The organism is Streptomyces roseus (assembly GCF_001044425.1).
In the GTDB taxonomy this organism is placed as follows: Bacteria; Actinomycetota; Actinomycetes; order Streptomycetales; family Streptomycetaceae; genus Streptomyces; species Streptomyces roseus.
In genome coordinates this window covers 1-17103 of sequence record NZ_LFML01000024.1, presented here as the reverse complement: position 1 = coordinate 17103, position 17103 = coordinate 1, and the positions used below count along the sequence as shown (strand labels likewise).

Here is a 17103-nt window from a genome sequence, read left to right as displayed (position 1 = left end):
GCGTCGAGGCGAAGCCGCCCGTCACCGCCCAGAGGGGGACCACCCAGGGAAGGCCGCCCGCGTGGGCGTACGCCGCCGTGGCCGCCGCCCCGAGGGCGATGCCGGCCAGGCCGCCCAGGCCCGACAGGAGCAGGGACTCCGTCACGAACTGGATGCGGACCTGCCCCCTGGTCGCGCCCAGCGAACGCCGCAGCCCGATCTCGTGGCGGCGCTCCAGGACCGAGATGATCATGGTGTTCGCCACCCCGACCCCGCCCACCAGCAGGGCGATCCCGCCCAACCCCAGGAGCAGGGTGCTGAACGCGCCTTCCGTCGCCGCCTTCGCCTGGAGCGCCGCCGACGGGTCCGACACCGACACCGTGCTCGGCGACTGAGGATTGGCCGTCGGGGCGATCAGCTCGCGCACCGCCCCGACGCGGTCGTCCGCCGAGCGCTCGTAGATCGCCGTCGGATGGCCGTCGAAGCCGAGCAGCTGCTCCGCCGCCTCCCAGCCGATCAGCGCCGCGCGTTCGATCTCCGGGGCCAGCGGGATCGGGTCCATGATGCCGACGACCGTGAAGTACCGCCCGCCGATGAACACTTGCTGCCCGGGCTCCGTGATGCCCAGCCGCTCCGCCGACACGTTGCCGAGCACCACCGACGGGTAGCGCCCGGTGGCCCCGTTCAGCCACGCGCCCTTCTGCATCCTGGCGCGCAGCACCCCCAACAGGTCGTCCTTCGCCGCCTTCAGGCCGATGCCGCCCGTCTCCTCCTTCGGGATGTTCTCGGAGCGCCGTACGGACTGGGCGACGTCGCCCGTCGTCCCCACCGACTGGACGCCCCCGATGCGGGAGACCATGCCCGGGGCCTCCTTCGGCAGCTTCGTGTCCTGCCCCGAGAACATCGACTGGCCCGGCGTCGCCACCAGCATGTTCGTACCGAGCTTGTCGAGCTCCCGCAGCAGTTCGGCCTGGCTGGACGAGGACACCCCGACCACCGCGATCATCGTCGCGATGCCGATCGCGATCCCGAGCGCGGAAAGGAACACCCGCATCGGGCGCGAGCGCAGCCCCGCCGAGCCGACGTGCAGGACGTCGCGCGGCCCGAGCCGGGCCGGGGTCAGCCTTCGCGAGGCCCTCATGGTGCGTTCACCCCTGCCGTGTTCCAGACGTCCGCCACGATCTCCCCGTCCCGGATCCGCACCTGCCGCGGCAGGCTCGCCGCGATCTCGTGGTCGTGGGTGATCACGGCGATGGTGGCGCCGTCCGCGTTCAGCTCGTGCAGCAGCTCGATCACCGAGTGCCCCGACGCCGAGTCCAGCGCGCCCGTCGGCTCGTCGGCCAGCAGCAGGTCCGGTTCCCCGGCCACCGCCCGGGCGATCGCCACGCGCTGCTTCTGTCCGCCGGACAGCTCGTGCGGCCGGTGCTCCATCCGGTCCCCGAGGCCCACCCGCTCCAGGGCCCGCGCCGCGCGGCGGCCGCGCTCGGCGCGCGAGAGGCCCGAGTACAGCAGTCCCTCGGCGACGTTCGCCCGCGCGCTGATGCCCGGTACGAGGTGGAAGGACTGGAAGACGAACCCGACGTGGCGCGAGCGCAGCGCCGACAGGGCGCGGTCGGACAGCTTCGCGATGTCGTGCCCGGCGATGGCGACCTCTCCGGTGCTCGGCCGGTCGAGGGTGCCGACGATGTGCAGCAGGGTGGACTTGCCGGAGCCGGACGGGCCGACGATGGCGAGGAGTTCGCCCTCCAGGACGGTCAGGTCCACGCCGCGCAGCGCCTTGACCCCGCCGGGGTACTCCTTGGTGACTCCCGCCAGCTCCACGACGGCGCGCGCGTGCCGGTGTTCTGCCGTGTTCACGGTGGCCGTCGTCATGGCTTGGGGATCCCCACCCGCATGCCCTCCTTGAGGGCGTCCCCCCTGACCTCGACGCGGCCCTGGCCGAACATGCCGAGCTCGACCGGGACGTCGCGGGCCGCGCCGCCCTCGGCGACCTGCACGCCGAAGCCCCCGCCGGACAGGGCGAGGAGCGAGTTGACCGGTACGGAGAGGACGCCCTTGCGGGTCTCGCCGGTGAGGCGGACGGAGACCGGGGACCGGTCCGGGCCCTTGATCTCGGAGGCGTTGTCCAGGGACACGTCCACCTCGACCTTCGGCTTCCCGCCCCCGCCGCCCCCGCTTCCGCCGCTCCCGCCGCCACCGCCGTTCGGGTCGTCCGGGTTGGCCGTGCTCCCCACCGAGTCGATCTTCCCGGTGGCCGTCCCGCCGCCCGGCAGGTTCACGGTCACCTTGTCGCCCGTCTTCGCCGCGCCCGCCTTGGCCACGTCCAGCTGGAAGCGGACCATCCGCTCGGTCCTGGTCAGGGTCATCACCGGCTTGCCCGGCGCCGGCTCGTCGCCGACCGCCGCGTCGTTCCTCTGCACCCGCTGCGGCCCGCTCGCGAAGGCGATGTCCTCCTTGCCGACCTCGCCCGTCTGCGCCGCCTTGTGCGCCTTCTGCCAGCGCTTGACCGCGGTCGCCGTACCCGCGGTGAAGGTGCCGTCCTCCGGGTCGAGTCCGGTTCCGTACCCGAGGGCCTGGAGGTTCCGCTTGAGCTGCTTGACGTCCTCGCCCTTGTCCCCGGTCTTCATCTGCCGGTACACGGGCGTGCTGCCGTACATGAGCCGCACCGGCTTGCCGTTGACCTCGTACAGCCTCCCGTCCCGCTCGACCGCCGTACCGGCGCCCGCGGCCCAGGTCAGTACGCCCGGACCGGCCGCGGCCAGCTTGCGCTCCTGCGCGTAGCCGAGCGTGCCCTCGACGGTCAGACCCGAGCTGAGGTCCCCGCGGGTGACCGGGGCCGTGGCCTGCGGCAGCCCGTCCGCGCGCCCCTCCCGCGCGGCGCCGGAGTCCGGCCGCGGCTGGGCCGCCGTCACCGCGTACCCGCCGCCCGAGACGCCGAGTACGACGGCCAGCGAGCCCAGCAGCCACTTGCCGCGCCGCCTCACGCGGCTTCGCACTTCTTCTGGGCGTCCTGGAAGGCCTGCTCCTGGCCCTCCGGTATCCGGGTCGCGCTCATCGCGCTCCCGTTGAAGGTCGGGTCCGGGACGTTCACACCGTTGTCCCGCATGCACTTGGCCCACTTCAGGGCCTTGTCTTTGTCCTCCTGCGACACCTGGCCGCTGCCCGGCGCCTGGAGCCCGCACGCGTCGAAGGCCTTCTTCACGGCCTCCGGGTCCTCGCCGCCCGAGCCCAGGGTCATGCCGCGCGGGTCCTGGCCGGGCGCCGGGTCGGGCACGTCCAGGCCGTGCTCGCGCAGGCACTTGCGCGTCTTGAGCGCCTTGTCGGCGTCGGCGCCGCCGGCCTTCCCGGTGCCGCCGCCGCTCGACGCGTTCGTGGACGCGCCGCCCTTCTTCCCGTCCTTGCCGTCCCTGGCGTCCTTCCCGTCCGAGCCGGCGCCGCCGGTGCAGGCGGTGACGAAGAGGGTCAGGCCGGTGAGCGCCGCGGCCGTGGTCATGGTCATGGATCGATTCATGCGCCCGACCCTGCACCCGGTGCGGGTTTCGCTTCTCTCTCCGATCTTGCTTACGACGAGGAAATACGGGATTCCGGTAGAGAGGGCGGCATGCGAGTTCTGGTGGTGGAGGACGAGGAATTCCTCCGGGAGATGATCGCCGACGGGCTGCGCCGCGACGCGCTGGCCGTCGACGAGGCGGGCGACGGCCTGGAGGCCCTGCGCCGCCTGCGCCTGGGCGAGTACGACGTCCTCGTCCTCGACCGCGATCTGCCCGGCTTGCACGGGGACGAGGTCTGCCGCCAGGTGGTGCGCGAGCGGCTGCTGACCCGCGTCCTGATGCTGACCGCCTCCGGGACGGTACGGGAGCGGGTGGAGGGGCTCGGGCTCGGCGCCGACGACTACCTCACCAAGCCCTTCGCCTACGACGAGCTCCTCGCCCGCGTCCTGGCGCTGGGGCGGCGCACCCGGCCGGCCCTGCCGCCGGTACTGGAGCGGCGCGGGATCTGCGTGGACACCGCCCGGCGCAGCGCGAGCCGCGACGGGCACCGGCTGGCGCTGTCGCGCAAGGAGTTCGCGGTGCTGGAGGCGCTGCTGCGGGCGGAGGGCGCGGTGCTCGGCAACGACGACCTGATCGAGCAGGTGTGGGAGGAGGACACCTCGTACAGCACCAATGCCGTACGGGTGACCCTCAGCAAGCTGCGGGCGAAGCTGGGCGAGCCGCAGCTGATCGAGACGGTGCCGGGGGCGGGCTACCGGATCGCGGGCCCGCACACCGGGCCGAGCGCCGCTGCGGACACCGATCCACGATGAGAGCAGTGCTCCATTCCGAGCGCGCCCGTCTCACCGCGCTCTACGGCTCCCTGCTCGTCCTCGCCGGCGGCGGCCTCATCGCCCTGATCAACATCCTGCTGCGGGGCGGCCTCTACACCCGCATCAGCGGAGCCGTCACCACGGCCGTCCCGGGCACCGCCTTCGAGCGCGCCGCAGTCGAGGGCCAACCGCTCAAGGCGGTCCCCGCCCAGCGGCTCCCGCCCGGCGCCGCCGTACCCACGCAGGAGCAGCTCCGTACCTGGGCCGCGACCCGCAACCTCTCCACCGCCGTCGAGAGCGCCACCCTCCACGAACTGCTGGTCGTCTCGCTCATCGCCCTCGCCGTGTTCGCCGTACTGTCGATCTGGCTGGCCTGGTGGATGGCGGGCCGCGTCCTGCGGCCGGTGGGCGTCATCACCGAGACGGCCCGCCGCCTTTCGGGGGAGAACCTGCACGAGCGGATCGGCCTCAAGGCCCCGCCGGGTGAACTCAAGCGGCTGGCCGACACCTTCGACGGGATGCTCGACCGGATGGAGGGCCTGGTCGGCGCGCAGCGCCGGTTCGCCGCCAACGCCGCCCACGAGCTGCGCACCCCGCTGGCCGTGCAGCGGGCGGCCGCCGAGATCGGGCTGGCCGGCGATCCGCCCCCGGAGAAGGTGGCCAGGATCCGGTCCAAGCTGATCGGCGTCGCGGAGTCCGGCGAGCACCTCGTCGAATCGCTGCTGCTGCTCGCCGCTTCCGAGGAGGGCCTGGAGACCACGGCCCCGGTGGACCTGGCGGCGCTCACGGAGTCGGCGCTGACCGAGTCCGCCCTCACCGAGCTGCTCACCGGCCGGTCGCCCGCCGAGTCCGCACCCACCGGTCGGTCGCCCGCCGAGTCCGCGCCCACCGGGCCCGAGCCCACGGCTACGGGCCTGACCGGCGGCGGGGCCCCGGAGGGCGGCCCGACCCTCGTACGCGGCCTCGAGCCGCTGAGCGTGGTCGGCGACCGGGCCCTGCTGGGGCACCTGGTGCGGAACCTGCTGGCCAACGCCGTGCGGCACAACAGGCCGGGCGGGCGGATCAGCGTGCGGACCTCCGCCGACGGGGCGCTGACGGTGTCCAACACCGGGCCGGTGATCGACCCCGCCGACGTGCCGCGGCTGCTGGAACCGTTCCGGCGGCGCGCCGAACGGCAGCACACGGCGGGGGAGGGCGCCGGGCTGGGGCTCTCGATCGTGGCCTCGATCGCGCGGGCCCACGGCGCGAAGCTGGTGGTGCGGGCCAACCGGGGACCGGGCGGCGGTCTGACGGTCCGAGTGCGCTTTCCGGTCACACCTGCGCCGCACCGGACGGCGTCGCCTCAGCAATCCTGATGATCGCATGTGTAACGTCGGTCACATGAGCAAGCACCCCCGCGCCGGCTCCCGCAGTCCCCTCCCGTTCCGTACGCTCCGCGGCCTCCGCACGCCCGGGCGCGTCGCGCTCGCCGCCGCCGTGGGCCTGCTGGCCTTCGGAGCCGGCTGGGTCTACACGGTCCAGGAGGACGGGTCCGACCGCACCGCCCAGGCCCGGACCGGGGACCGCCCGGGGGGCCCGGCCGTCCGTACGCCGTCCTCGGGCACCGCCTCCGATGCCGCCGGTTCCGACGCCGCCCCCGCCGGCGGGGCAACGCACACCACCCGAGGGACGCGCGGCGCCCCGGGCGCACCCGGCGCCCCGGGCGCACCGGGAACACCCGCAACCCCGGCCTCCCCCGCCGCCTCCGATCCCCACGACGGCCTGCCCGAGGTCAGCGACGAGACCCGGGCGCGGATCCCCGCCGACGCCCGTCAGCTCCTCCTCGTCGAAGGCAAGGCGAGGGACTCCTCGGAGTCCACGGCCACCCTCTACAGCCGCCCGGCGGCCGGCGCCGACTGGACCCGGACCACCGAGAGCTGGCCCGCGCACAACGGCGCCAGCGGCTGGAACTCCGGCGAACGCGAGGACGGGGACCTGACCACCCCCGTGGGCGTGTTCACCCTGGGCGACGCCGGCGGTCTGCTGGAGAAGCCGCCGGGCACGAAGTTCCCGTACGACCACAACCGGCTCTTCGTCCCCACCGGCCGGGGCGTGAACGGCGAGTCCCTCGCGGGCGCCTTCGAGTACGTCATCGCGATCGACTACAACCGCCGCAAGGGGTTCTCCCCGCTGGACCTGGTCAAGCCGGAGGGCGAGGACAAGGGCGGCGGCATCTGGCTCCACGTCGACCACAACGGCCCCTCGCAAGGCTGCATCGGCATCTCGAAGGAAGCCATGAAGAAGCTGCTGACCACCCTGGACCCGGCGGCGAAGCCGGTCGTCGTGATGGGCCCGGCCGGCTTCTGACGGTCAGAGCGCCCGCTCGGCGGCGGGCCCGAGGACGGGAGCGGCGGCCACCCGCCGCTCCCGCAGCAGCAGCCCGATGTACGTCAGGTCGAAGACGCTGCACAGCACCCCGAGCCCGAGGATGAACGGTGAGTCCTCGATCACCCCGAAGAGCAGGGTCGGGGCGAGCGTCCCGAGCCATTTGGCGACGGCGATGACCAGGGACTGCCCGCGCGGTCCGCGCCGGTCGGCGTAGAGGGCGATGAACAGCCCGGACATCAGCAGGTTCTGCAGGAACGCCGCGTACCGGGTCGCGTCGTGCGTCCCGAAGTGCGCGAGGAAGAGCCACTGCACGGCGAAGCCGCTGCCGAAGACGAGCGCGCTCCACGCCGCGAACAGGGGCCGCGTCACGAACCCGGGCAGCTCGGCGCGCCCGAAGCGCAGGTAGGTCCAGATGATGGCGACGTCGGCGAGGGCCCACACGACGTTGACCACGCCCTGGGCGGAGACCCCGGAGCGGAACTCGCCCACCGCGTAGGTCGCCTCCCACGCGAAGTTCAGCGCGAGCGCCGCCACCGGCATCGCGTACGTCCGGTCCCGCAGCCCGACCCGGATCGCCTCCACGTACACGACGGTCCACGCCACTCCGCTGACCAGCGTCAGAAAGAGATCCATCCGCGGCACCCTAAGGGCAGTCCGCCTCCGGAAGAAGCCCCCGCGCACTGCTCGTGCGCGTGCCCGCCGCACGGTGAGGGGCGCCCGAAGTCCGCCCGGGTGATTCGTCGGGACCCCTTGCCTGACGCACCGTCAGCTACGACGATGGCCCCCGGCACCGGCGGGTCCCGCAGCAGCCGCCGCCGGTGAACGTGGACGACGAAGCGGAGGCGGCATGGCGCGCGTGTTTGCGGAAGGCCGGCTGGTCTACGGGATGCAGCTCCCGATCCAGTCGCAGAGCACCATCTACGCCGAGCAATGGGAGGCGTCGGCGACCGCCGCCGACCTCGCCGAGGTGGCGCGGGCCGCCGACCGGGCCGGCTTCGGGTACCTCGCCACCTGTGACCACGTCGCCATCCCGCGCCGCCTCGCGGGTCCCATGAGCACCATCTGGTACGACCCGGTGGCCACCCTCTCCTTCCTCGCCGGGATCACCGCGCACGTGCGGCTGCTCAGCCACGTCGCGATCCTCGGCCTGCGCCACCCGCTCATCAGCGCCAAGCAGTACGCCACCGTCGACCACCTCTCCGGCGGCCGGCTCGTCCTCGGCGTCGGCGCGGGCCACGTGCGGGAGGAGTTCGAGGCCCTCGGCGTCGACTTCGCTCGCCGCGGAGCCGTCCTCGACGAGACCCTGGACGCGCTGCGGGCCGCCCTCGGGCCCGAGGAGTACCCGGAGTTCGAGGGCGAGCTGTTCTCCTTCAGGGACCTCGGCCAGCTGCCCCGGCCCGCCCAGGCCCGCATCCCCGTCTGGGTCGGCGGCTCCTCGCCCGCCGCCGTCCGCCGGGCCGCCGTGCGCGGTGACGGCTGGCTCCCGCAGGGCGACCCGCGCGAGGCGCTGCCCGCGCAGATCGCCCGGATCAAGGAGCTCCGCGCGGCGGCCGGGGTCGACGGCCCCTTCGAGTTCGGGGCGATCACCGAGGCGCTGTACGTCGGCGAGCCCGGCTGGGACACCGGCCGGCGCACCCTCACCGGAAAGGCCGGGGCGCTCGCCGAGTCGCTGCGCGCGTACAAGGCCCTCGGCGTGGACCAGATCCAGGTCCGCTTCCGCAGTCGTGACCGCGCCGAACTGACCGACCAGATCACCGCGTTCGGGGCCGAAGTCGGCCCCCTCCTCAACGACTGAACACCTCGACGACCGGGAGTACGGCATGGGCAAGCTGGACGGGCGCACCGTCGTCATCACGGGCGCGGCGCGCGGCCAGGGCGAGCAGGAGGCCCGGCTGTTCGCCGCCGAGGGGGCCAGGGTGCTCCTGTGCGACGTGCTGGACGAGCAGGGCGCCGCCGTGGCCAAGGAGATATCCGAGGAGGCGGGCGAGGACCGCGCACGGTACGTACGGCTCGACGTGAGCCGGGAGGAGGACTGGGCCGCCGCCGTCGCCATCGCCAAGGAGGCCTTCGGGCCGGTCAGCGGCCTGGTCAACAACGCCGGCATCCTGCGCTTCAACGCGCTGGTCTCCACCCCGCTGGAGGAGTTCGAGCAGCTGATCCGGGTCAACCAGGTGGGCACCTTCCTCGGCATCAAGGCCTTCGCCCCCGAGATCGAGGCGGCCGGCGGCGGCACCATCGTCAACACCTCCTCGTACACGGGCCTGACGGGCATGGCGTACGTGGGCGCCTACGCGGCGACCAAGGCCGCGATCGTCGGCCTGACCCGGGTGGCCGCCCTGGAGCTGGCCGCCAAGGGCATCAGGGTCAACGCGATGTGCCCGGGCGCGGTGGACACTCCGATGGCCAACCCCGGCCTGCTGGACCCGGCCAACATGAGCGACGAGGCCCGGGAGGCGATGGCGGAGCTCTACGGGCGGGTCGTGCCGATGGGCCGGGTGGGCCGGGCGGACGAGATCGCCAGGCTGGCCCTGTTCCTGAGCAGTGAGGACTCCTCGTACATCACCGGCCAGCCCTTCGTCATCGACGGCGGCTGGATGGCGGGCGTCAGCATCATGTGACCGGCTTCCGAGCCGCATCTGATGAAGTGTCAGGTATTGACGCTCCCGCTCCCCCGATGGAACAGTCGACCCATCAAATCTGACGACACGTCAGAAATCAAAGGACGGTGAACCCCCTTGGAATTCGGGCTCTTCGTGCAGGGATACGTGCCTGAGGCGCGGTCCAAGGTCGACCCCGAGGCGGAGCACAAGGCGCTGATCGAGGAGACCGAGTACGTCATCCAGGCCGACAAGTCCGGCTTCAAGTACGCCTGGGCCTCCGAGCACCACTTCCTGGAGGAGTACTCGCACCTCTCGGCGAACGAGGTCTTCCTCGCCTACCTCGCCCACGCCACCGAGCGCATCCACCTCGGCTCCGGCATCTTCAACCCGCTCGCCCCGGTCAACCACCCCGTCAAGGTGGCCGAGAAGGTCGCGATGCTCGACCACCTCTCCAAGGGCCGCTTCGAGTTCGGCACCGGCCGCGGCGCGGGCAGCCACGAGATCCTCGGTTTCCTGCCCGGCATCACCGACATGAACCACACCAAGGAGATCTGGGAAGAGACCATCGCCGAGTTCCCCAAGATGTTCCTCCAGGAGGAGTACGAGGGGTTCCAGGGCAAGCACTGGTCGCTGCCGCCGCGGAAGATCTTCCCCAAGCCCTACGGGAAGGCCCACCCGGCCATGTGGTACGCGGCCGGCTCCCCCTCCTCGTACGCGATGGCCGCGAAGAAGGGCCTCGGCGTCCTCGGCTTCAGCGTCCAGAAGGTCTCCGACATGGAGTGGGTGCTGGAGCAGTACAAGACGGCCGTCCAGGAGGCCAAGGCCATCGGCGCGTTCGTCAACGACAACGTGATGGTCACCTCCACCGCCATCTGCGCCGAGACGCACGACAAGGCGGTGGAGATCGCGGTCAACGCGAACATGAACCGCTTCCAGTCGCTGGTCTTCCGCTACCACGACACCTTCCCGCGGCCCGAGGCGATCCCGCAGTGGCCCGAGACGCTGCCCGAGTACAACGCGGAGATCATCGAGCTGCTGATCGCCGAGGAACTGCTGATCTGCGGGGACCCCTCCGAGGTGCTCGCCCAGTGCAAGCGCTGGGAGCAGGCGGGAGCGGACCAGCTGTCGTTCGGCCTGCCGACCGGCGTCTCGTACGAGGACACGATGAACACCGTCAAGCTCATCGGCGAGCACGTGATCCCGAAGATCGACACCGACCCGGTCCACCGCACCACGCGGTTCCGCGAATCCGCCTGACCCGGCGGGCAGTACGGGGGCGGCGTCTTCCCGGACCGCCGCCCCGCACCGGCCCCGGCCGGAGGTCATGCCGAGGCCGCGGCCGGCCCGGCACGGCCTCCGGCCGGGGCGCGCGGACGTCCGGGGCGCGCGGCCGTCCCCGGGCGGGCGGCGCGGCCTCCGGACGAGGGCCAGCGACACGAACACCGGCAGAGGGGACGTCATGCTCGACCACCTGATCAAGTCAGCCACCGTCGTCGACGGCACCGGCGCCCCCGCCCGCGTGGCGGACGTCGGCCTGCGCGACGGGCGGATCGCCGTCATCGGCGCGCCCGGCACGGTCACGGAGGAGGCCCGGACCACCGAGGACGCCACCGGGCTCGTCCTGTGCCCCGGCTTCGTCGACCCCCACACGCACTACGACGCCCAGCTCTTCTGGGACCCGTACGCGACCCCCTCCATGAACCACGGCGTCACGACCGTCGCCGGCGGCAACTGCGGGTTCACGCTCGCCCCGCTCCACCCCGACCGGCCCGAGGACGCCGACTACACCCGGCGCATGATGAGCAAGGTCGAGGGCATGGCCCTCAAGGCCCTGGAGGAGGGCGTCGACTGGACCTGGTCCGGCTTCGGCGAGTACCTCGACGCCCTGGAGGGCCGGATCGCGGTCAACGCCGGCTTCATGGTCGGCCACTGCGCGCTGCGCCGCCACGTCATGGGCGCGGACGCCGTCGGCGGACAGCCCACCCCCGAGCAGATGCAGCAGATGCTCGACCTCTTCCACGACGCCATGAACGCCGGCGCCTGGGGCCTGTCCACCACCCAGTCCGCCACCCACTCCGACGGGGACGGCGCCCCCGTCGCCTCCCGCCACGCGAAGCCCGCCGAGTTGCTCGCGCTGTCGAAGGCCGTCTCCGAACACGAGGGCACCCAGCTCGAAGCGATCGTGGCGGGCTGCCTCGACCAGTTCGCCGACGAGGAGATCGACCTCTTCGTCGACATGAGCGCCGCCGCCGGCCGCCCCCTGAACTGGAACGTCCTCACCATCGACGCCGCCGTCCCCGAACGGGTCCCGCGCCAGCTCGTACCGAGCGAGCGCGCCCGCAAGGCCGGCGGCCGCATCGTCGCGCTGACCATGCCGATCCTCACCCCCATGAACATGTCGCTCGGCACCTTCTGCGCGCTCAACCTGATCCCGGGCTGGGGCGAGGTCCTCGGCCTGCCCGTGCCCGAGCGGATCGCGAAGCTGCGCGACGCCGGCGTACGGGCGCAGATGCTGCGCCGCGCCGACAGCAAGGAGGCCGGGGTCTTCCGGCGCCTGGCGGACTTCGGCCGCTACGTCATCGGGGACACGTACAGCAAGGAGAACGAGGGCCTGTCGGGCCGCGTCGTCAACGACATCGCCGCCGAACGCGGCCAGGACCCCTTCCAGTGCCTGGTGGAGATCTGCGCCAACGACGACCTGCGCACGGTGCTCTGGCCGATGCCCACCGACAACGACCCGGCGAGCTGGGCCCTGCGCGCCGAGACCTGGCAGCACGAGGACGTCATGCTCGGCGGCTCCGACGCGGGCGCGCACCTGGACCGCATGTGCGGGGCCCCGTACACGACCCGCTTCCTCGGGGACTGCCTGCGCGGGCGCAAGCTGGTGCCGCTGGAGCAGGCGGTGAAGATGCTCACCGACGACCCGGCGCAGCTGTTCGGGCTGCGCGGGCGCGGCCGGATCGCCGAGGGCTTCCACGCCGACCTCGTCCTCTTCGACCCGGAGCGGATCGAGGCGGCCCCGGCCACCCTCGTCCACGACCTGCCGGGCGACAGCCCGCGCCTGGACGCCCGCGCGATCGGCATCGTGTCCGTGCGGGTCAACGGCGTGGAGACCGTCCGCGACGACGAGGTCACGGGGGCGGTCCCCGGGATCGTGCTCCGCTCCGGCCGCGACACGAGGACGGTGAGCACGCGATGAGCACGCCGGAGAACGGGCCCGCACGGCAGAAGCTGTACATCGGCGGCGAGTGGGTCGAGCCGGACGCCGGCCACTACGAGGTGGTCAACCCGGCCGACGAATCGGTGGTCGGGCTCGCGCCCGAGGCCTCGCGCGCCCAAGTCGAGGAGGCGGCGCGCGCGGCGGCGGAGGCCTTCGGGACCTGGTCCCGTACGAGTCCCGAGGAGCGGGCGGCCGTCCTGGACCGGGCCGCGGACATCATGCAGCGCGAGTACGAGCCGTGGTCGGCCCTCGCCCGCGCCGAGACGGGCGCGCCGACGGGGATCGCGCGCGGGATGCAGGTCGGGGTCGGGGTCGCGCGCTTTCGGCGGTACGCGAAGGGCGCCCTGGAACCGGTGGAGCGCGGGCTGCCCCCGCAGGTCACCGAGGCCGGGCCGATGGGGAGGGCGAGCGTCCTGGGGGCGCTGGAGGTGCGCCAGCCGGTCGGTGTGGTCACCTGCATCACTTCCTACAACAACCCGTGGGCCAATCCGGCGGGCAAGGTGGCCCCGGCGCTGGCCATGGGCAACACGGTGGTGGTGAAGCCGGCCCCGCAGGATCCGCTGTCGGTGTTCAAGATGGCCGAGGCCCTGCACGAGGCGGGCGCCCCGGCCGGGGTGGTCAACGTGGTCTGCGGTGCGTCGGTCGAGGTAGGCGAGGCCGCGGTGGACTCCCCGTACGTGGACATGGTCTCGTTCACCGGCTCCACGGGCGTCGGGCAGCGCATCGCGGAGGTCTGCGGCCGCTCGATGAAACGGCAGCTGATGGAGCTCGGCGGCAAGGGCGCGGCGATCGTCTTCGGCGACGCCGACCTGGACGCGGCGGTGACGGGCATCGGCACCACCTTCTCCTTCTACTCCGGTCAGATCTGCACCGCTCCGACCCGGGTGATCGTGCACCGGTCGGTGTACGAGCGGCTGGTGGAGAAGCTGAGCGGCTACCTGGCCTTCATGAAGGTCGGCGATCCGGCGGCGGCGGGGACGGTGGTGGGCCCGGTGATCTCTGCGGCGCACCGGGACCGGGTGGAGTCGTACGTCGAGCTCGGCCGCAAGGAGGGCGCGCGGATCGCGTACGGCGGCGAGCGGCCGGTCGTCGGGGACGGCCGCGGTTTCTACGTGGCGCCGACGCTGCTGGTGGACTGCACGAACGACATGCGGGTGGTCCGGGAGGAGATCTTCGGGCCGGTGGTCGTGGTCGTGCCCTTTGACGGGGACGAGGAGGAGGCGGTCCGCCTCGCCAACGACAGCGATTTCGGGCTGCTGAGCTACGTGTGGTCCGGGGACGCGGCGCGCGCCTTCCGGGTGGCGCGGCGGCTGCGGGCGGGCGGGGTCGGCGTGAACACGATCGGCCGGAACATGGAGGCCCCGTTCGGCGGCTTCAAGCGCTCGGGCGTCGGGCGGGACGTGGGATCGTACGCGCTGCACGCGTACAGCGAGATGCAGTCGATCGTCTGGGCGACGTGAGACGCGGGTCACACGGGAAAGTTCAAAGCGGCACAAAAGGGGTACTGCTGCGGTTTCCGCATTCCGGAACGAGGTGTTCGCTCCCTGGCGTCCAGGGGGCGGCTCCGGATGTGAACCTTGCATTACATGATGATGAACCGAGGTGGCTCTGGAATCCAAGGTGTTTCCGCCGGTAGCGGGTCGGAGTCAATCCCTCCGGATATGGAAAACGCAGCCTCTAACGTCCTGACCCATGACACAGCTGGACGTACGGCCTCGGGTCGCAGACACGGAGAGCGCCGTCGCCCCCGAGGGCGACGTACGCGGCAAAGGCCTCGGCAAGGGCTCCGTGGGCCTGGTGGGCAGTGCCGTCATCGGCATCTCCACCGTCGCCCCCGTCTACTGCCTGACCTCGACCCTCGGCTCCACCGCCGGCGAGGTCGGCGTCCAGATGCCGGCGGTCTTCCTGGCCGGCTTCCTGCCGATGCTCCTCGTCGCCTTCGCGTACCGCGAGCTCAACAAGGCCGTACCGGACTGCGGCACCTCCTTCACCTGGACCGTGAAGGCCTTCGGCCCGCGGATCGGCTGGATGTGCGGCTGGGGCCTGGTGATCGCCACGATCATCGTGCTCTCCAACCTGGCGGGCGTGGCCACCTCGTACTTCTGGCTGCTGGCCGGAGAGATCACCGGGAATCCCTCGATCGCCGCCCTGGACGACGACAAGCTCGTCCACATCGCCACCTGCCTCACCCTGATCGCCGCGGCGACCGCCATCAGCTACCGCGGCATGACCGCCACCAAGGGCGTCCAGTACACCCTCGTCGGACTCCAGCTCGCGGTCCTCGCCATCTTCGTCGCGATGGCCTTCCAGAAGGCCTCGGCCGGCACCTTCGACACCGGCCTGGACTTCTCCTGGCAGTGGATGAACCCCTTCGCGGTCGAGTCCATGGGCGCCTTCACCGCCGGACTCTCCCTCTCGATCTTCATGTACTGGGGCTGGGACGCGTGCCTGGCCACCAACGAGGAGACCACCGGCTCCGCCAAGACCCCCGGCCGCGCCTCGCTCATCGCGATGGTCGTCCTGGTCGGCTCCTACCTGGCCACCGGCATCGCCGCCCAGATGGCCGTCGGCTCCGGCGCCGCCGGCCTCGGCCTCGGCAACCCGGAGACCTCCGGCAACGTCTTCGCCGCCCTCGCCGGCCCGGTCATGGGCCCGATGCTCGGCATCCTGCTCTTCGTCGCGGTCCTCGCCTCGGCGACCGCCTCGCTCCAGACCACCTTCATCCCGGTCGCCCGCACCGTCCTGGCCATGTCCACCTACGAGGCCCTGCCCGCCTCCTACGCGAAGGTCCACCCGCGCTTCAAGACCCCTGGCCGCGCCACCGTCATGGCGGGCGTCGCGACCGGCGCGTTCTACACCGTGATGACCCTCGTCAGCGAGAACGTCCTGACCGACACGATCTTCGCGCTCGGCCTGATGATCTGCTTCTACTACTCGCTCACCGCCTTCGCCTGCGCCTGGTACTTCCGCGGCGAGCTGCGCCGCTCCGCGCGCGACCTGTTCTTCAAGGGCGTCTTCCCGGTCCTCGGCGGGCTGCTGCTCGCCGCCGTCTTCCTCAAGACCCTGGTCGACATGTGGAACCCGTCGTACGGCTCGGGCTCCACCGTCCTCGGCGTCGGCAGCGTCTTCGTCATCGGCGTGGGCCTGCTGGCCCTCGGTCTGGTGATCATGCTGGTCACCGAGCGCCGCAGCCCGGCCTTCTTCCGCGGCGACATCCTGACGAAGTCCACTCCGGCCCTGGTGGTCGAGGACTGATCCCGCCGCACACTGGAGAAGTCCCCCCGCGGCCCGGACCGATCCCCCCGATCCGGGCCGCGGACCCCACACCGGCCGCACGGGCCGCACCGGCCGCACCGGCCGCACCGGCCGTCACCCCAAGGAGGGCCCGGCGGTGACCCTGGGTGGCGGCGGGTCGTTGGGTACGGCATGAACCCCATGAGCCCCATGAAGCGCCGCCTCGCCGCCCTGGTCCTCACCAGCAGCGCCGCCCTCGCCCTGACCCCCCTCGCCGCCCACGCCGACACGACGGGCCCCACCATCGAGGGGCAGCCCGTCACCAAGCGCATCACCGACATCGCCAACCACCCGGCCCAGGCGGTGGAGGACACGAAGACGGCCCTGGCCGTGACCACCTCCGCGGCCGGCACCGCCACCCACGCCACCGACAGCTCCCTCGCGGGCGCGGGCGGCGCTCTCGACGGGCTGCCGAAGGCACCGTCGGTACGCTGACGCGGCGACCGGGCGGCGGGCCTCCGGGCGGTCCCTCAGGGGGAGTCGGTCGTTGAGCAGGCCATGATCCTGTGGTTGCTCAACACCTTCAGCACGTTCACCCTCGGCATCCTCCTCGTCGGCGGCTTCGTCGCCCTCGCCGTGTTCGGCAGCCTGGCCGCCCGCCGCCGCTTCCCGCACCTGGCCGGCGGCGAGCACAACGAGATGGTCGGCGTGGCCCTCGGCATGTTCGGCGCGATCTACGGAATCATCCTCGCCTTCGTCGTCGTCACGCTCTGGACCCAGTTGGAGAGCACCCAGACCGTCGTGGCCACCGAGGCCACCGACCTGGCCCTGGTCGTGCGCAGCGCCGAGACCTTCCCGCCGGCCGAACGCGCCCGCGTGGAGCAGGCGGTGGCGCCTACGTCCACGCCGTCGTGGAGGTCCAGTGGCCGATGATGCGGGACGGCCGCCCCAGCTACGACGCGACCGCCGAGCAGACGCACGGGCTGTACCGGGCCTTCCAGGCGTACGAGCCCTCCGGAACCCGCGACCAGACCTTCTACGAGGAGGCGGTGGGCCGCCTCAACGACGTCGCGGCGCAGCGCCGGGCCCGCATCACGATGGCGGAGACGTCCCTGCCGGTGCTGCTCCAGGTGCTGGTGTACGGGGGCGCCCTGGTGATCCTGCCGCTCACGTTCCTGTTCGGGCTGCGCAGCCTGAAGATGCAGCTGCTGTTCGTCTCGGCGGTGGCGGGCCTGATCGGCTTCAGCCTGCTGCTGGTGATGGCCCTGGACCGCCCCTTCGCGGGAGACCTGAGCGTGAGCCCGGCCCCGTACAAGGAGGCGGCGCTGTCCCAGTTCTGGCGGGCGGGGTAGGGGGCGGGGCGGGGGCTTCGGGGGGCGGGATCATCGGGGCGGGGTGGG

The 17103-nt window shown here is 72.4% G+C and carries 15 protein-coding genes and 1 pseudogene; 11 read left to right on the top strand and 5 right to left on the bottom strand.

Annotation, left to right across the window (positions count from 1 at the left end):
- The 4 genes from ACS04_RS06675 to ACS04_RS06660 form a co-directional block, all read right to left on the bottom strand.
- A partial coding sequence (locus ACS04_RS06675; protein ID WP_048475591.1) for an ABC transporter permease occupies positions 1-1120 on the bottom strand: 1120 nt, incomplete at its 3' end.
- Complete coding sequence (locus ACS04_RS06670; protein ID WP_048475590.1) at positions 1117-1851, bottom strand: ABC transporter ATP-binding protein; 735 nt, start codon at positions 1849-1851, stop codon at positions 1117-1119. The genes ACS04_RS06670 and ACS04_RS06675, both read right to left, overlap by 4 nt.
- Positions 1848-2963 (bottom strand): peptidoglycan-binding protein, encoded by a 1116-nt coding sequence (locus ACS04_RS06665; RefSeq protein WP_245236304.1) that lies wholly within the window; start codon positions 2961-2963, stop codon positions 1848-1850. The genes ACS04_RS06670 and ACS04_RS06665 overlap by 4 nt, the downstream gene beginning before the upstream one ends.
- Positions 2960-3478 (bottom strand): hypothetical protein, encoded by a 519-nt coding sequence (locus tag ACS04_RS06660; protein ID WP_053080714.1) that lies wholly within the window; start codon positions 3476-3478, stop codon positions 2960-2962. The genes ACS04_RS06665 and ACS04_RS06660 overlap by 4 nt, the downstream gene beginning before the upstream one ends.
- Positions 3479-3580: 102 nt before the next feature.
- Between ACS04_RS06660 and ACS04_RS06655 the strand changes: the two genes are divergently transcribed.
- Genes ACS04_RS06655 through ACS04_RS39990 form a run of 3 tightly spaced genes read left to right on the top strand, consistent with a single transcriptional unit; the run spans position 3581 to position 6628 of the window.
- Positions 3581-4282 carry a response regulator transcription factor gene (locus ACS04_RS06655; RefSeq protein ID WP_048475587.1) on the top strand — a complete coding sequence of 234 codons (702 nt, stop codon included), beginning with the start codon at positions 3581-3583 and terminating at the stop codon, positions 4280-4282.
- Positions 4279-5637: a sensor histidine kinase gene (locus ACS04_RS06650; protein ID WP_048475586.1), complete on the top strand. Its 1359-nt coding sequence runs from the start codon at positions 4279-4281 to the stop codon at positions 5635-5637. The genes ACS04_RS06655 and ACS04_RS06650 overlap by 4 nt, the downstream gene beginning before the upstream one ends.
- A gap of 25 nt (positions 5638-5662) precedes the next feature.
- Positions 5663-6628, top strand: coding sequence for a L,D-transpeptidase family protein (locus ACS04_RS39990; protein ID WP_048475585.1), 966 nt, complete (start codon positions 5663-5665; stop codon positions 6626-6628).
- 3 nt (positions 6629-6631) lie between these two features.
- Here ACS04_RS39990 and ACS04_RS06640 read toward each other — a convergent pair whose 3' ends face one another.
- Positions 6632-7282: a transmembrane-type terpene cyclase gene (locus tag ACS04_RS06640; protein WP_048475584.1), complete on the bottom strand. Its 651-nt coding sequence runs from the start codon at positions 7280-7282 to the stop codon at positions 6632-6634.
- 214 nt (positions 7283-7496) lie between these two features.
- Here ACS04_RS06640 and ACS04_RS06635 point away from each other — a divergent pair, with 214 nt between their 5' ends.
- The 8 genes and pseudogenes from ACS04_RS06635 (at position 7497) to ACS04_RS40595 (ending at position 17055) form a co-directional block, all read left to right on the top strand.
- Positions 7497-8444, top strand: a complete 948-nt coding sequence (locus ACS04_RS06635; RefSeq protein WP_209441648.1) for an LLM class F420-dependent oxidoreductase — start codon at positions 7497-7499, stop codon at positions 8442-8444.
- A 25-nt stretch (positions 8445-8469) separates the two neighbouring features.
- The gene (locus ACS04_RS06630; protein ID WP_048475583.1) at positions 8470-9267 is read left to right on the top strand and encodes an SDR family NAD(P)-dependent oxidoreductase; all 798 of its coding nucleotides are present in this window, start codon (positions 8470-8472) and stop codon (positions 9265-9267) included.
- Between the two features lie 117 nt (positions 9268-9384).
- Positions 9385-10506, top strand: coding sequence for an LLM class flavin-dependent oxidoreductase (locus ACS04_RS06625; RefSeq protein ID WP_048475582.1), 1122 nt, complete (start codon positions 9385-9387; stop codon positions 10504-10506).
- A 202-nt stretch (positions 10507-10708) separates the two neighbouring features.
- Entirely contained in the window at positions 10709-12448 is a 1740-nt protein-coding gene (locus ACS04_RS06620; RefSeq protein WP_048475581.1) for an N-acyl-D-amino-acid deacylase family protein, read from the top strand.
- Positions 12445-13929, top strand: coding sequence for an aldehyde dehydrogenase family protein (locus ACS04_RS06615; protein ID WP_048475580.1), 1485 nt, complete (start codon positions 12445-12447; stop codon positions 13927-13929). The genes ACS04_RS06620 and ACS04_RS06615 overlap by 4 nt, the downstream gene beginning before the upstream one ends.
- A 232-nt stretch (positions 13930-14161) precedes the next feature.
- Complete coding sequence (locus ACS04_RS06610; RefSeq protein ID WP_048475579.1) at positions 14162-15724, top strand: APC family permease; 1563 nt, start codon at positions 14162-14164, stop codon at positions 15722-15724.
- A 180-nt stretch (positions 15725-15904) separates the two neighbouring features.
- Positions 15905-16198 carry a hypothetical protein gene (locus tag ACS04_RS06605; protein ID WP_048475578.1) on the top strand — a complete coding sequence of 98 codons (294 nt, stop codon included), beginning with the start codon at positions 15905-15907 and terminating at the stop codon, positions 16196-16198.
- A 63-nt stretch (positions 16199-16261) separates the two neighbouring features.
- Positions 16262-17055: pseudogene (locus ACS04_RS40595) on the top strand (bestrophin-like domain).
- Positions 17056-17103: the final 48 nt, after the last annotated feature.

What these genes read in the sequence shown, in the direction of transcription:
- ACS04_RS06670 (WP_048475590.1), bottom strand. Translation starts at nt 1,851, where the DNA reads ATGACGACGGCCACCGTGAACACGGCAGAACACCGGCACGCGCGCGCC.
- ACS04_RS06605 (WP_048475578.1), top strand. Translation starts at nt 15,905, where the DNA reads ATGAGCCCCATGAAGCGCCGCCTCGCCGCCCTGGTCCTCACCAGCAGC.
- ACS04_RS06655 (WP_048475587.1), top strand. Translation starts at nt 3,581, where the DNA reads ATGCGAGTTCTGGTGGTGGAGGACGAGGAATTCCTCCGGGAGATGATC.
- ACS04_RS06650 (WP_048475586.1), top strand. Translation starts at nt 4,279, where the DNA reads ATGAGAGCAGTGCTCCATTCCGAGCGCGCCCGTCTCACCGCGCTCTAC.
- ACS04_RS06640 (WP_048475584.1), bottom strand. Translation starts at nt 7,282, where the DNA reads ATGGATCTCTTTCTGACGCTGGTCAGCGGAGTGGCGTGGACCGTCGTG.
- ACS04_RS06615 (WP_048475580.1), top strand. Translation starts at nt 12,445, where the DNA reads ATGAGCACGCCGGAGAACGGGCCCGCACGGCAGAAGCTGTACATCGGC.
- ACS04_RS06610 (WP_048475579.1), top strand. Translation starts at nt 14,162, where the DNA reads ATGACACAGCTGGACGTACGGCCTCGGGTCGCAGACACGGAGAGCGCC.
- ACS04_RS39990 (WP_048475585.1), top strand. Translation starts at nt 5,663, where the DNA reads ATGAGCAAGCACCCCCGCGCCGGCTCCCGCAGTCCCCTCCCGTTCCGT.
- ACS04_RS06630 (WP_048475583.1), top strand. Translation starts at nt 8,470, where the DNA reads ATGGGCAAGCTGGACGGGCGCACCGTCGTCATCACGGGCGCGGCGCGC.
- ACS04_RS06620 (WP_048475581.1), top strand. Translation starts at nt 10,709, where the DNA reads ATGCTCGACCACCTGATCAAGTCAGCCACCGTCGTCGACGGCACCGGC.
- ACS04_RS06635 (WP_209441648.1), top strand. Translation starts at nt 7,497, where the DNA reads ATGGCGCGCGTGTTTGCGGAAGGCCGGCTGGTCTACGGGATGCAGCTC.
- ACS04_RS06660 (WP_053080714.1), bottom strand. Translation starts at nt 3,478, where the DNA reads ATGACCATGACCACGGCCGCGGCGCTCACCGGCCTGACCCTCTTCGTC.